Here is a 14,058-nt window from a genome sequence, read left to right as displayed (position 1 = left end):
AGAAAACTATGAGCTATGCATTTCCGGGCACCTTCCCAGGTCGCCGTATGCGCCGTGTGCGCCGTCACGATTTCAGCCGTCGCCTGGTGGCTGAGAACCAACTGACGGTTAACGACCTGATCTACCCGGTATTTGTCATGGAAGGCAGTAACCGTCAGGAAGCGGTGGCATCGATGCCCGGCGTATCGCGCATGAGTATCGATCTGCTGATTAAGGAAGCGGAAGCCATCGCCAAGCTGGGCGTGCCGGTGATTTCCCTGTTCCCGGTGATTGAGCCTGGCCTGAAGTCACTGCATGCGGAAGAAGCCTACAATCCTGAAGGTTTGGTACAGCGTACCGTACGCGCATTGAAAGACGCAGTGCCTGAATTGGGCATTCTGACTGATGTGGCGCTCGATCCCTACACCACTCACGGTCAGGACGGCATCATTGATGAGCAGGGTTATGTCATTAACGACATCACCAAAGAGATCCTGGTACGTCAGGCACTGTCCCACGCCGAAGCCGGGGCGGAAATCGTGGCGCCAAGCGACATGATGGACGGCCGTATCGGCGCGATCCGCGATCGTCTGGAGCACCAGGGCCTGATTAATACGCAGATCATGGCTTACTCCGCCAAATATGCATCTTGCTACTATGGCCCGTTCCGCGATGCGCTGGGTTCCAGCGGTAACCTGAAAGGCGGTAACAAGAAAACCTATCAGATGGACCCGGCCAACAGCGACGAAGCGCTGCAAGAAATTGCGCAGGATCTGCAGGAAGGTGCGGATATGGTGATGGTGAAGCCAGGTATGCCGTATCTGGACGTGGTGCGTCGGGTGAAGGACACCTTTGGCGTACCGACTTTCGCCTATCAGGTGTCCGGTGAGTATGCGATGCACATGGCGGCGATTCAGAACGGTTGGCTGCAGGAGCAACCGGCGGTGATGGAATCGCTGATGTGCTTCAAGCGTGCCGGTGCAGATGGCGTACTGACTTACTTCGCCAAGCGGGTCGCTCAGTGGATGCATGAAGAAGCTATGCAGCGCTAAGGCGTAAGTCATCTATATAAAAGGCGCCCTGGGCGCCTTTTTGCATTACAGTTTTTGGAATTGCCGGTTATCCACGCTTTGGCTTACCTGCTTGTTGATCAGATTCAGCAGCAGCATCGAACGGGCTTCGCCGTCAGGCTCGGTGTAAATCGCTTTCAGCCCTTCAAACACGCCGTCGACGATCAACACGCTATCGCCCGGCTGCGGTGTTTCCGGATCGACGTAGGTTTCGCCGGTATGCATCTGCAACTCTTCGATGACATCCTGTGGGATGGTGGTCGGCGTCGAACCAAAGCGCACGAAGTGGCTGACACCACGTGTTGCACTGATGGTGGTGGTGTGGATGCACTCCGGATCGAACTTCACAAACAGGTAGTTCGGGAACAGGGGTTCGCTGACCGCAATACGTTTACCGCGTACGATCTTTTCCAGCGTAATGATCGGGCTCAGACAGTTCACTTCCTGCCGTTCCAAATGATCCTGCGCCCGTAAAAGTTGGCCGCGTTTGCAATACAGTAGGTACCAAGATTCCATAATTTCACATGCCTTGCTGTCAGCCGGTAAGCATATCAAAAGCCATTACGGATACATAGTGATGCAAGTTTCAGCATGTAACAGCCGCTATCTGCATGAATTTTTGGCAATTAGCGAGGGGTCACACACTTATTCGCACGGCTTGGGTATAACAGAGGGCTAAAAATTTGTTACCGTCGCAGTATGCCTTGGGCTGCTGTCGCCGGGTGTGACGCTATTCATCGTTTTTGATTGAGGGGGAAAAATGGAGTTATTTCTGTTGAGCAACGGCAAGCTGTCCGGCGAGGATGAACTGTTGGGCTATGCCAAGAGCCGGCTGTTGGCGATGATCGCACGTCGTGGCATCAAGTCTGCCGTATTTATCCCTTATGCCATGATCCGCAGCGATTACGATCAGCGTGCACAAGAGCTGGCGCACATTCTGGGCATCAAAGTCACCAGTATTCACCACGCGGAGTCCCCTGCAGCGGCGATTGAACAGGCAGAATGCATTTTGGTTAGCGGCGGCAATACCTGGATGCTGAACCAGATGCTGCATGAGAAGGGCCTTATCGTCCCGATTCAGCGGGCGGTTCGTGAACGCAGCGTGCCCTATGTGGGGTGGAGCGCCGGGTGTAACGTTGCCACGCCAAGTATCCGCACCACCAATGACATGCCAGTGCGCAACAGCGTCGTGCTGCCGGCACTGAGCCTGTTCCCGGTGCAGATTAACCCGCATTATATTGACGCTCATATCAGCGGTCACATGGGCGAAACCCGTGATGAACGCCTGGCGGAGTTCTGCGCGGTCAATCCAGGCGAATCCGTGGTGGCACTGCGTGAAGGCAGCCTGTTGCACGTTGAAGGTAATGATCTGCGTTACTTCAGCGTCAAGGACCAAGGTTTCAAGGTGTTCCGCCACGGTGTGGAGACTCAGGAATATCACGATACTCAGGCATTGCGCCCGCTGGTGCCGTTCACGTGCCACTGAGCGTCGGCGATGTCTTTACCTGTGTTTAACAAAAGTGCAGCAACAACCGTGAAGAGGGCTTATAATGCCCTCCCCACTGGCCGTTATAATGATCAGCATGAAATACCGTGACTTACGCGATTTCCTCTCGTTGCTGGAAAAGAGAGGGGAACTAAAACGCATCAGCCAGCCGATTGATCCCTATCTGGAAATGACAGAAATTGCCGATCGTACTTTACGTGCGGGCGGCCCGGCACTGCTGTTCGAAAACCCTAAAGGGTACGATATGCCGGTGTTGTGCAATCTGTTCGGTACCGCCAACCGCGTTGCGATGGGCATGGGCCAGGAAGATGTCAGCTCGTTGCGCGAGGTCGGCAAGTTGCTGGCGTTCCTGAAAGAGCCAGAGCCGCCGAAGGGCTTTCGCGATCTGTTCGACAAACTGCCGAAGTTCAAACAAGTGTTGAACATGCCGACCAAGGTGTTGGGTTCAGCCCCTTGTCAGGAACAAGTATGGCAGGGCGATGACGTTGATCTCAGCCGTATCCCGGTGATGCACTGCTGGCCGGAAGACGCTGCGCCGCTGATCACCTGGGGGCTGACGGTAACCCGCGGGCCGCAAAAAGAGCGCCAGAATCTGGGCATCTATCGCCAGCAGGTGCTGAGCAAAAATAAAGTGATCATGCGTTGGCTGTCCCACCGTGGCGGTGCGTTGGATTATCAGGAGTGGTGTCAGGCGCATCCCGGTGAGCGTTTCCCGGTTGCGGTCGCGCTGGGCGCGGATCCCGCCACTATCCTCGGCGCGGTGACACCGGTGCCGGATACCCTGTCAGAATATGCCTTTGCCGGGCTGTTGCGCGGCAATAAAACCGAAGTAGTCAAATGCATCTCCTGCGATTTGGAAGTGCCGGCCAGCGCGGAAATCGTGTTGGAAGGCTACATCGAGCCGGGTGAAATGGCGCCGGAAGGGCCGTATGGCGATCACACCGGTTACTACAACGAGATCGACCACTTCCCGGTATTCACCATCACCCACATCACCCAGCGCCGCGATGCCATTTATCACTCGACCTACACCGGCCGTCCGCCGGATGAACCGGCGGTGTTGGGTGTGGCGCTGAATGAAGTCTTCGTTCCCATTCTGCAAAAGCAGTTCCCGGAAATTGTCGACTTCTATCTGCCGCCTGAGGGCTGTTCTTATCGCCTGGCGGTAGTGACCATCAAGAAACAGTATGCCGGTCATGCGAAACGCGTAATGATGGGGGTCTGGTCGTTCCTGCGTCAGTTTATGTACACCAAGTTCGTTATCGTCTGTGACGATGACGTCAATGCACGTGACTGGAATGATGTGATCTGGGCGATTACCACCAGAATGGATCCGGCAAGGGATACCGTTATGGTGGAGAATACGCCAATTGATTATCTGGACTTCGCCTCGCCGGTTTCCGGTTTGGGATCGAAGATGGGGCTGGATGCCACCAATAAATGGCCGGGTGAAACCGCGCGCGAATGGGGCCGTCCGATTCAGATGGATGAAAAGGTGCGTGCGCGCATCGATGATATCTGGGATGAGCTCGCAATTTTCAGTGACAGAGAACCGACTCTATAGCGCCAGGCTCTGTTCTCAGTTTTGCATTGATGACCCGACAGAGGGAACGCATGACAATATTGAGCTGTAAAGTGACCTCCGTAGAGGCCATTACCGATACGGTTTATCGGGTACGTTTGGTGCCTGAGGCGCCGTTTTCTTTCAAGGCAGGGCAGTATCTGATGGTGGTGATGGATGAGCGCGACAAGCGCCCGTTCTCGCTGGCATCGACCCCGACAGAGCAGGAATATATTGAACTGCACATCGGCGCTTCGGAACTGAATCTGTACGCCATGGCGGTGATGGATCGCATTCTGAAAGAGCAGGCGATTACCGTTGATCTTCCGCACGGCGACGCCTGGCTGCGTGAAGAAGGCAGCCGTCCGCTGGTGTTGATCGCCGGCGGTACCGGGTTCTCTTATGCGCGCTCGATTCTGTTGGCCGCACTGGAGCAGCAGCCTGACCGCGATATCTCCATCTACTGGGGCGGACGTGAACTCAAGCACCTGTACGATTTGAGCGAGCTGGAAGCGCTGTCGTTGCAGCACCCGAACCTGAAAGTGATCCCGGTGGTCGAACAGCCGGAAGAAGAGTGGCGTGGCCGTAGTGGCACGGTACTCAGTGCGGTGTTGCAGGACTTCGGCACGCTGGCGGAGCACGATATCTATATTGCCGGTCGTTTCGAGATGGCGAAAATCGCTCGCGAGCGTTTCTGTGCCGAGCGTGGCGCGCAGGAAGCGCATATGTTTGGCGATGCTTTCTCGTTTATCTAAGCGACGCAGCGGGTATAAAGCGGGGTAGCCAATGGCTACCCTTTTTTATTAGGGGCGCCTACGGATTTCAGGCACAAAAAACCCGCCCCTGACAGGCGGGAAGTACGGCAACTAAACTTGTTGGCATGCCTGCGGTTTAAAGTGTGACGCAGTCAGGCCAAATAGACAGACTCAAATGCGTTCAAAGACGGTGGCAATCCCCTGGCCCAGACCGATACACATGGTCGCCAGACCGAATTGCACGTCACGGCGTTCCATGTTGTTCAGCAGGGTGGTCGAGATGCGTGAGCCCGAGCAGCCCAGCGGGTGGCCCAAGGCAATGGCACCGCCGTTCAGGTTGATCTTGTCGTCGATGCTGTCCAACAGGCCCAGATCCTTGATGCAAGGCAATGACTGTGCGGCGAAGGCTTCATTCAGTTCGAACAGGTCGATGTCCTGCACGGTCAGGCCGGCGCGCTTCAGCGCCAGCTTGCTGGCCGGCACCGGGCCGTAGCCCATAATGGACGGATCGCAGCCGACTACGGCCATTGAGCGAATGCGTGCGCGGGCTTTCAGGCCGAGCGATTTAGCACGCGACTCACTCATCAGCAGCATGGCGGACGCTCCGTCGGACAAGGCCGAAGAGGTGCCGGCGGTCACGGTGCCGTTGACCGGATCGAATGCCGGGCGCAGAGCTGCCAGGCTGGCCACGGTGGTTTCCGGGCGGATCACTTCGTCGAAGTCATAGCGCGTCAGCACACCGTCGGCATCGTGGCCGGTGGTCGGGATAATTTCATTCTTGAAATAGCCGGCCAGGGTGGCGGCATGCGCACGTTGGTGCGAGCGTGCGGCAAACTCATCCTGCATCTGGCGGCTGATATTGTGTATCTTGGCCAGCATCTCGGCGGTCAGCCCCATCATGCCCGCGGCTTTTGCCACGCTGCGGCTCAGCCCCGGGTGGAAATCCACACCGTGATTCATCGGTACGTGGCCCATATGCTCGACGCCGCCAATCAGGCTGACGTGTGCATCGCCGACCATAATGGCGCGCGCAGCATCGTGCAACGCCTGCATGGACGAGCCGCACAAGCGGTTGACGGTCACTGCCGGTACGCTATGCGGGATCTCTGCCAGCAGCGAAGCGTTGCGGGCGATATTAAAGCCCTGCTCCAGGGTCTGCTGCACACATCCCCAGTAAATGTCGTCAATTTCGGCCGCGTCCAGCGCCGCATTACGGCTCAGTACGGCGCGCATCAGGTGAGCGGAAAGATCTTCGGCGCGGACCTGGCGGAAGGCACCGCCCTTGGAGCGGCCCATCGGCGTGCGTACGGCATCAACAATAACTACGTTTTCCATCTTTATGACCTCATGCCGGTTGGCCAGTGGAGACATCGGACAGCGGCGCTGCCACCGGGTAGTAGCTTTCATTACGTTCGGCTTTGGCGCGCAGGCCGGCAGGCACCTGATACAAAGCGCCAAGATGCGCATAACGCTGGGCCAGTTCGACGTAATTAGTGGTGCCAAGCGTATCCAGGTAGCGGAATACCCCCCCGTGGAACGGCGGGAAACCGATGCCGTAGACCAGCGCCATATCGGCTTCGGCCGGGCTGGCGATGATGTTTTCTTCCAGGCAACGCACCACTTCATTGATCATCGGGATCATCATGCGGGCAATGATTTCTTCGTCGCTGATGGTCTGACGCGGTTGACTGACGGTCGCCAGCAACTCATCGGTTTGCTCATCGTTGTCTTTACGCGGCTTGCCTTTGTTGTCTTGGCTGTAGCGATAGAAACCCACCTGATTTTTCTGACCGAAACGCTGGTTATCGAACATCACGTCGATGGCGTCACGGTAATCTTTACCCATGCGCTCAGGGAAACCGGCTGCCATCACCGCTTGGGCATGGTGCGCGGTATCAATCCCCACCACGTCGAGCAGGTAAGCCGGGCCCATTGGCCAGCCAAACTGCTTTTCCATGACTTTGTCGATCTGGCGGAAGTCGGCCCCGTCGCGCAACAGCATGCTGAAGCCGGCAAAATACGGGAACAGCACGCGGTTGACGAAGAATCCCGGGCAGTCATTAACCACGATCGGCGTTTTACCCATGCGGCTGGCATAGGCCACCACGGCGGCGATGGTGCTGTCGCTGGTCTGCTCACCGCGGATGATTTCCACCAGTGGCATGCGGTGTACCGGGTTAAAGAAATGCATGCCGCAGAAGTTTTGCGGGCGTTTCAGCGATTTTGCCAGGTGATTGATTGGAATGGTTGAGGTATTGGACGCCAGCACGGTATTTTCACCGATCAGGCCTTCCACTTCGGACAGCACTGCCGCTTTAATCTTGGGGTTCTCGACCACGGCTTCGACAATCACCTGTGCGCGTTCGATACCGGCATAATCCAGCGTCGGTTGAATGGTCGACAGCACCTGCGCCATCTTCATACCGTCCAGCTTGCCACGTTCCAACTGCTTGTTCAGCAGCTTGGCGGCTTCATTCATGCCGAGCGTCAGGGATTTGTCGTTGATATCTTTCATGATCACCGGCACGCCTTTCAGCGCGGACTGGTAGGCGATGCCGCCACCCATGATACCGGCCCCCAACACCGCAGCCTGCTTCGGTGCTTCGATACCTTTTGCCAGCTTCTTCGCCTGACCCTTCACAAACTGGTCATTAAGGAAGATACCGACTAATGCGCGGGCCTCTTTGGAACGGGCCAATGGCACAAAGCTGGCGGTTTCCAGCTTAAGAGCTTCATCACGGCCCAGCTTGGCGGCGGCCTCAATGGTTTTGACCGCTGTCATCGGTGCCGGGTAATGTTTGCCCGCGGTTTGCATCACCATGCCTTTGGCGGTGGTGAAACTCATGGCTGCTTCGATAGGGCTGAGTTTTAACGGCTCGAGTTTTGGCTGGCGATAGGCGCGCCAGTCCAGTTTGCCGTCGATCGCTTGCTGCAGCATTTTCAGCGCAGCGTCTACCAATTTCTCCGGTGCGACCACCGCATCCACCAGGCCGACCTTCAGTGCGTCTTTGGCGCTGACGTCTTTACCGGCGGCGATGATCTCCAGTGCGCTGTCATTACCCAACAGGCGTGGCAGGCGAACGGAACCGCCGAAGCCCGGCATAATGCCCAGTTTGGTTTCCGGCAGGCCAATACGTGCATCCGGTGAGGCGACGCGGAAGTCGGTCGCCAAAATGCATTCGCAGCCGCCGCCGAGCGCATAGCCGTTAATGGCCGAAATGGTCGGCACCGGCAGATCCTCCAACCGGTTAAAGATGGTATTGGCAAAAATCAGCCATTCCTGCAGCTTTTCAGCAGGGGCAGCAAACAGCGAAAGGAATTCGGTGATATCGGCGCCGACAATAAAGGCGGCTTTAGTGGAACGCAGCAGCAGGCCTTTCAGCTCGGTCTGCTTTTCCAACACCGCGAGCGCTTCGCCCAGGCTGGCAACGGTGCGGGTATCCAGCTTGTTTACAGAGCCTGGGGCATTGAACACCAACTCGGCGATGCCGTTGTCGAGCCAGTGCAGTTGTAATGTTTCGCCTTGGTAGAGCATGTCTATCTCCTGAATCAGCGTTTGATCTGGTATGACCAGATGATGAGGAGTGTGGTTTTTATGTTAACAATATGCAAATGAGAGATTGCATTTTTGCAGGGCGGATCACATGGCAATGGGTTAATATTCTGATTTAAAACGAAGTTATATTTTATGCGTTATGGTGATTTGCTGGTGTCGGCAACCCTTCATACACTTGCCGGAGCAGAGCGTTACACACCAAGAGGTACGAAATGAGTAAAGCGGTATGTGCAAAACAGAGCGGTTTTTGGAGCGTTCCCGCCAGAACCATGACCCTATCCTGCTTGTTGGTCTTTATGGCGCAGATGGCGACAACGGTGTATCTGCCTTCGTTACCGACGGTGATGCAGGAATTGTCGATGACGCGTCGTGCCACCGAGTTGTCGATATCGATATTCGTCATGGGGGCTGCTCTGCCGGTACTGTTCTGGGGCGCCGCCGCCGATCGCTTTGGACGGCGCCTGCCGCTGACGCTGTCTTTGGCGTTATTTATCAGTTGCAGCGCACTGTTGGCGTTTTGCAGTAATGGCACTCAATTATTGGTACTGAGAGCGCTGCAGGGCATTGCCGCCGGGGGGGCCGCGATCATCGCGCGCATTATTGTTCGCGACAACTGGAGCGGCGACGAGCTGGCACGACGCCTCTCGGTGCTGTCGATAGCCTTTATCGCTGCGTTGGGCGGTGGGCAATTTATCGGTGGGTTGCTTAGCCAATATTCGCACTGGCAAATGGGCTTTGTACTGATGGGGCTGACCGGGTTGGCGATCCTGCTGCTTATGCAGACACTGCCGTTGGAGGCGGGCCGGGCCGTGGGCCTGCGTCCTGCCATGGCGGCGACCTATTGGCGCATTCTGCTTCGCCCGGGTTTCTTCTGGCCGGCATGCGTCGGCGGGTTGGGGTTTGCTACCACGGTGACCTTACAGGAGATCAGTCCGTTTATTATGCAGCAGGGGTTTGGTCTAAACGTGACCGCCTTTGGGGCGCTGGGGCTGGTGATCGGGGTGGCTTACTTTACCGGGGCGATGGTGGTGAATCGGACGGTAGCGCGTTTCGGCGGCAAGCGATTAATGCAGGTGGGGACGAGTATTGTTGCTCTGACGACCGCTGCGATCATGCTGTTGTGGTGGAGTGACGTGCTGGTGGGACTTTCCGGCATGACGTTATTTATTACGCTGTATTGCCTGACGATTTTTGGCCAGGCGGTGTTGTTTCCTAACAGTATGGCGCTGGCCGTCAGCGATGCTAAAGAGCATGGCGCCTATGCCATGGCGTTATGTGGTTTTCTGCAGCAGTGCCTGGCGGGTCTCGCTGCCGCCGGCGCGGTTTTGCTTGAACATCAGGGTCTGTGGGCGGCCGCGATCGCTTTGTTGGGTTTGATCGCCTGGTTAATTGTCAAGCTACGGATGTAACGACATTGACAACGATTTGCGAAGCGCCCCGCATGCCAGAGGCGATGGGGTTGGTGCGCCTGAACGGTGTGCTAAGATGAGGCATTCCGTTCTAATGGTATGTAAAAGGGTATTGTGATGGAAACACTGGCTTCTTTGTATAACGACCACCTGGCAGAGCTGCAAAAACGGGCGCGTGAAGTGTTAACGCGCAACAAACTGGATGCATTGCTGATTCACTCCGGGGAATTGCAGCGGATTTTCCAGGACGATCGCAGTTATCCGTTCAACGTGAATGCGCACTTTAAAGCCTGGGTGCCGGTCACCTCGGTGCCAAACTGCTGGCTGTGGGTGGACGGCGTTAACAAACCGAAGCTGTGGTTCTATTCGCCGGTCGATTACTGGCACAGCGTTGAGCCGTTGCCGGATAGTTTCTGGACCAAGTCGATTGAATTGATGCCGCTGGCCAATGCTGACGATATTGCACAGCAGCTTCCTGCCCAGCGTGAACGTGTGGGGTATATCGGTTATGCACAGCAGCGCGCTCGCGATCTCGGTATCTCTGCAGAAAACGTCAACCCGAAAGCGGTGCTGAACTACTTCGACTTCCATCGCTCAATCAAAACCGGCTATGAGCTTGCCTGCATGCGTGAAGCGCAGAAGACCGCGGTTATGGGGCACCGTGCAGCCCATGAAGCTTTCCTGTCCGGTATGAGCGAGTTTGATATCAACCTGGCTTACCTCACGGCGACAGGTCATCGCGACACCGATGTGCCTTATGACAACATCGTCGCGTTGAATGAGCATGCATCGGTTCTGCATTACACCACGCTGGATCACCAACCGCCGGCCGAAACGCTGAGCTTCCTGATTGACGCCGGTGCGGAATATAACGGCTACGCGGCCGATCTGACACGGACCTACGCAGGGCAAAGCGGCAGCGATTTTGCCCAGTTGGTAAAAGACGTTAATGACGAACAGTTGGCGCTGATGGATACCATCAAAGCCGGCGTGCGTTACACCGATTACCATGTGCAGATGCACCAACGTATCGCCAAACTCCTCAAGAGCCATAAGCTGGTGAGCGGTATCAGTGAAGAAGCCATGGTGGAACAAGGGCTCACTACGCCGTTCCTGCCTCACGGTTTGGGCCATCCGCTGGGCCTGCAGGTCCACGACTCCGCCGGCTTTATGCAGGATGAACAAGGTACCCATTTGGCTGCGCCTGCTAAATACCCCTATCTGCGCTGCACCCGTGTGTTGCAACCTGGCATGGTATTGACCATCGAACCCGGCCTCTATTTTATTGAATCCCTGTTGGCACCATGGCGCAGCGGCGAATTCAGTCAATACTTTGCCTGGGATCGCATTGATGCGCTGAAACCTTATGGCGGTATTCGTATTGAAGACAATATCGTGATCCACGAAAAGCGTATTGAGAACATGACGCGCGATTTGAACCTGGCCTGATGCAGTCCTATCCGATCCCCGCAGCGCCCATCAGCATCAGCGAGGAAATAAAGAAGAGCCGTTTTATCACCCTGCTGGCACCGACCAGCGGGGTGGATGCGGCAAAGGCGTTTATCCAGCAGGTTCGTGATGAGCACCCGGCGGCCAGGCACCATTGCTGGGCATTTGTCGCTGGGCCGCCGAGCGACTCGCAGCAGTTGGGTTTTTCCGATGACGGGGAACCCTCCGGCACGGCGGGTAAACCCATTCTTGCGCAGCTCATGGGCAGTGGTATAGGTGAAATCACCGCCGTGGTGGTACGTTACTACGGCGGTATCAAGTTGGGCACTGGCGGTTTGGTGAGAGCCTACGGCAGCGGGGTGCAGCAAGCATTAAAAGAGTTGGCCGTGAGCTACAAGATCCCGCAGGCCGAATATACTTTGCAATGCGACTATGCTCAGTTGGCGCTGGTAGAGAACCTGTTGCAGCAAACAGAAGGGCGGATTGTTCAGGGGGAATATGGTGCCTCCGTCATGCTGCACCTGACTTTACCGGTCACCGGCGTTGAGGCGTTCGGGAATAAATTACGTGATCTCAGTCGCGGTAATTTGCAATTAACCCCCATTTCGCAATAATTCCCCCAACTGAATTGCTAAGGATCGTGCTGAAATGCATTTTCGCGCTATTACCCGTATCGTTGGTTTGTTGGTCATCCTGTTCTCCGGGACGATGTTTATTCCTGGTCTGGTGGCATTGATATACCGCGATGGGGCGGGGCGGGCGTTCAGCCAAACCTTCTTTGTGGCGGTGACCATCGGCCTGATGCTGTGGTGGCCTAACCGTAAACAAAAGCATGAACTGAAGCCACGCGAAGGCTTTTTGATCGTGGTGCTGTTCTGGACGGTGCTGGGTAGCGTCGGGGCATTGCCATTTTTATTTTCGGAGCGGCCTAACCTGTCGCTGACCGACGCCTTCTTCGAGTCGTTTTCCGGGTTAACCACCACGGGAGCGACAACGCTGGTGGGATTGGACTCGTTACCCAAAGCCATTTTGTTCTATCGGCAGATGCTGCAATGGATGGGCGGGATGGGGATCATTGTGTTGGCAGTAGCCATACTGCCGATCCTCGGCGTCGGGGGGATGCAGCTATACCGGGCAGAAATGCCAGGCCCGCTAAAAGATAACAAAATGCGACCGCGCATTGCCGAAACGGCCAAAACCCTGTGGCTGATTTATGTTTTGCTGACCATTGCCTGTGCGTTGGCGCTTTGGGGGGCCGGTATGTCGATATTCGACGCCATAGGCCACAGTTTCTCGACCATCGCCATTGGCGGCTTCTCTACCCACGATGCCAGCATTGGCTACTACGCCAGTCCCACCATCAACACCATTATTGCTGTTTTCCTGCTGATCTCCGGTTGTAACTACGGTTTGCACTTCGCCCTGTTGAGCGGCCGCAGCCTGAAAGTGTACTGGCGTGATCCTGAGTTCCGCATGTTTATCGCCGTACAGTTGACGCTGGTGGTGGTATGTACTGGCGTGCTGTGGGGGCATGGGGTTTACAAAACCGGTATGGAAACGCTCAATCAGGCATTCTTCCAGGTGGTATCGATGGCGACGACGGCGGGCTTTACCACCGACAGCATTTCCAAGTGGCCACTATTCTTGCCGATGTTGTTGCTGTGCTCTGCTTTTATCGGTGGCTGTGCCGGTTCGACCGGTGGTGGCTTGAAAGTCATCCGTATCCTGCTGCTGTATTTGCAGGGCTCACGTGAGCTAAAAAGGTTGGTGCACCCTAATGCGGTTTACACTATCAAATTGGGTAACCGCGCATTGCCGGAACGGATCCTGGAGGCGGTATGGGGATTCTTCTCGGCTTATGCACTGGTCTTTATCGTCAGCATGTTGGCCATTATCGCGACTGGCGTTGATGATTTCTCCGCCTTCGCTGCCGTGACGGCGACCCTTAACAACCTGGGGCCGGGATTGGGCGTGGTGGCGGATAACTTTACTACAATGCCTGCACCGGCGAAGTGGATACTGGTTCTGACGATGCTGTTTGGCCGCCTTGAGGTCTTTACACTGCTGGTTCTGTTTACGCCGACGTTCTGGCGCGAATGATCCTGATAGAAGGAGTAACGCCGTGAAGGCACTGATTCTTTATTCTAGCCGTGATGGGCAAACACGTTCTATCGCTTCTTATATAGCAAACAAACTGCAGGATACGCTGCGCTGCGACGTGATCGATTTGCTGCAGGCGGGTGATATTGACCTTACTCAGTATCAACAGGTACTGATTGGCGCCTCGGTGCGTTATGGCCATTTCCATCCGACTCTGGAAAAGTTCGTTAAGCGTCATGCTGAACAGTTAAACCGGATGCCGAGCGCATTCTTTAGCGTCAACCTGACCGCCCGGAAAGCGGACAAGCGTTCCCCGCAGACCAACGCCTATACTCGCAAGTTTCTGTTGTCGTCGCCCTGGCAGCCAAAACAGTGTGCCGTATTTGCTGGCGCACTGCGCTATCCGCGTTATCGCTGGTTCGACCGAATCATGATTCAACTTATTATGCGTATGACCGGTGGAGAAACAGATACCAGTAAAGAAGTGGAATACACCGATTGGCAGCAAGTGGAACGCTTTGCTCAGGAGTTTGGCCATATTCAGTATGAAAAGTGACGAAAACGCTGGCTTGTTCAGCGTTTTGTCGAAAAAAGGCGCGCTTGAAAAGTTTTTTGCATTTAGGGGTTGCGGCCTTCTGAGAACTCCCTATAATGCGCCTCCACTGACCGGGA

General features: G+C 55.8%; 11 protein-coding genes and 1 pseudogene. 9 read left to right on the top strand and 3 right to left on the bottom strand.

Annotated features, from left to right (window positions below; all coding sequences use genetic code 11):
- Positions 1–8 precede the first annotated feature (8 nt).
- Complete coding sequence (hemB, locus tag ACGS9J_RS25010; RefSeq protein WP_442233317.1) at positions 9–1,031, top strand: porphobilinogen synthase; 1,023 nt, start codon at positions 9–11, stop codon at positions 1,029–1,031.
- Positions 1,032–1,076: 45 nt separating this feature from the next.
- Here hemB and rfaH read toward each other — a convergent pair whose 3' ends face one another.
- Complete coding sequence (rfaH, locus tag ACGS9J_RS25005; protein WP_442233316.1) at positions 1,077–1,565, bottom strand: transcription/translation regulatory transformer protein RfaH; 489 nt, start codon at positions 1,563–1,565, stop codon at positions 1,077–1,079.
- A 244-nt stretch (positions 1,566–1,809) separates the two neighbouring features.
- Between rfaH and pepE the strand changes: the two genes are divergently transcribed.
- The 3 genes from pepE to fre all read left to right on the top strand — a co-directional run bounded on the left by pepE (position 1,810) and on the right by fre (position 4,872).
- A complete protein-coding gene (pepE, locus tag ACGS9J_RS25000; protein ID WP_442233315.1) occupies positions 1,810–2,535 on the top strand; it encodes a dipeptidase PepE in 726 nt (241 codons plus the stop codon).
- A 64-nt stretch (positions 2,536–2,599) separates the two neighbouring features.
- The gene (ubiD, locus tag ACGS9J_RS24995) at positions 2,600–4,120 is read left to right on the top strand and encodes a 4-hydroxy-3-polyprenylbenzoate decarboxylase (RefSeq protein WP_442233314.1); all 1,521 of its coding nucleotides are present in this window, start codon (positions 2,600–2,602) and stop codon (positions 4,118–4,120) included.
- A gap of 50 nt (positions 4,121–4,170) precedes the next feature.
- Positions 4,171–4,872, top strand: coding sequence for an NAD(P)H-flavin reductase (fre, locus tag ACGS9J_RS24990; protein ID WP_442233313.1), 702 nt, complete (start codon positions 4,171–4,173; stop codon positions 4,870–4,872).
- Positions 4,873–5,043: 171 nt separating this feature from the next.
- Here the strand turns inward: fre and fadA are convergent, their stop codons facing one another.
- Together fadA and fadB are read right to left on the bottom strand one after the other, a co-directional pair.
- Positions 5,044–6,207, bottom strand: a complete 1,164-nt coding sequence (gene fadA / locus ACGS9J_RS24985) for an acetyl-CoA C-acyltransferase FadA (protein WP_442233312.1) — start codon at positions 6,205–6,207, stop codon at positions 5,044–5,046.
- 10 nt (positions 6,208–6,217) lie between these two features.
- Positions 6,218–8,407: a fatty acid oxidation complex subunit alpha FadB gene (fadB, locus tag ACGS9J_RS24980; protein ID WP_442233311.1), complete on the bottom strand. Its 2,190-nt coding sequence runs from the start codon at positions 8,405–8,407 to the stop codon at positions 6,218–6,220.
- Positions 8,408–8,619: 212 nt separating this feature from the next.
- Here fadB and ACGS9J_RS24975 point away from each other — a divergent pair.
- The 5 genes and pseudogenes from ACGS9J_RS24975 to hemG all read left to right on the top strand — a co-directional run.
- Positions 8,620–9,837 (top strand): annotated as a pseudogene (locus ACGS9J_RS24975) (MFS transporter); the annotation flags it as partial.
- A gap of 117 nt (positions 9,838–9,954) precedes the next feature.
- Complete coding sequence (pepQ, locus tag ACGS9J_RS24970) at positions 9,955–11,286, top strand: Xaa-Pro dipeptidase (RefSeq protein WP_442233310.1); 1,332 nt, start codon at positions 9,955–9,957, stop codon at positions 11,284–11,286.
- Positions 11,286–11,900 carry an IMPACT family protein gene (locus ACGS9J_RS24965; protein WP_442233309.1) on the top strand — a complete coding sequence of 205 codons (615 nt, stop codon included), beginning with the start codon at positions 11,286–11,288 and terminating at the stop codon, positions 11,898–11,900. Before pepQ ends, ACGS9J_RS24965 begins: the two co-directional genes overlap by 1 nt.
- Positions 11,901–11,934: 34 nt before the next feature.
- A complete protein-coding gene (gene trkH, locus ACGS9J_RS24960) occupies positions 11,935–13,386 on the top strand; it encodes a Trk system potassium transporter TrkH (RefSeq protein ID WP_442233308.1) in 1,452 nt (483 codons plus the stop codon).
- A gap of 22 nt (positions 13,387–13,408) precedes the next feature.
- Positions 13,409–13,942 carry a menaquinone-dependent protoporphyrinogen IX dehydrogenase gene (gene hemG, locus ACGS9J_RS24955; RefSeq protein WP_442233307.1) on the top strand — a complete coding sequence of 178 codons (534 nt, stop codon included), beginning with the start codon at positions 13,409–13,411 and terminating at the stop codon, positions 13,940–13,942.
- Positions 13,943–14,058 lie beyond the last annotated feature (116 nt).

Origin of the sequence: Serratia quinivorans (genome assembly GCF_052113645.1) — a bacterium.
Lineage (GTDB): Bacteria > Pseudomonadota > Gammaproteobacteria > Enterobacterales > Enterobacteriaceae > Serratia > Serratia quinivorans_B.
Note: the sequence above shows the minus strand (reverse complement) of the source record. Positions and strands in the feature narration are given on the sequence as shown.

Excerpts from the sequence above, each read along its gene's own strand:
- hemB (WP_442233317.1), top strand. The coding sequence starts at position 9 with ATGAGCTATGCATTTCCGGGCACCTTCCCAGGTCGCCGTATGCGCCGT.
- rfaH (WP_442233316.1), bottom strand. The coding sequence starts at position 1,565 with ATGGAATCTTGGTACCTACTGTATTGCAAACGCGGCCAACTTTTACGG.
- pepE (WP_442233315.1), top strand. The coding sequence starts at position 1,810 with ATGGAGTTATTTCTGTTGAGCAACGGCAAGCTGTCCGGCGAGGATGAA.
- ubiD (WP_442233314.1), top strand. The coding sequence starts at position 2,600 with ATGCCCTCCCCACTGGCCGTTATAATGATCAGCATGAAATACCGTGAC.
- fre (WP_442233313.1), top strand. The coding sequence starts at position 4,171 with ATGACAATATTGAGCTGTAAAGTGACCTCCGTAGAGGCCATTACCGAT.
- fadA (WP_442233312.1), bottom strand. The coding sequence starts at position 6,207 with ATGGAAAACGTAGTTATTGTTGATGCCGTACGCACGCCGATGGGCCGC.
- fadB (WP_442233311.1), bottom strand. The coding sequence starts at position 8,407 with ATGCTCTACCAAGGCGAAACATTACAACTGCACTGGCTCGACAACGGC.
- pepQ (WP_442233310.1), top strand. The coding sequence starts at position 9,955 with ATGGAAACACTGGCTTCTTTGTATAACGACCACCTGGCAGAGCTGCAA.
- ACGS9J_RS24965 (WP_442233309.1), top strand. The coding sequence starts at position 11,286 with ATGCAGTCCTATCCGATCCCCGCAGCGCCCATCAGCATCAGCGAGGAA.
- trkH (WP_442233308.1), top strand. The coding sequence starts at position 11,935 with ATGCATTTTCGCGCTATTACCCGTATCGTTGGTTTGTTGGTCATCCTG.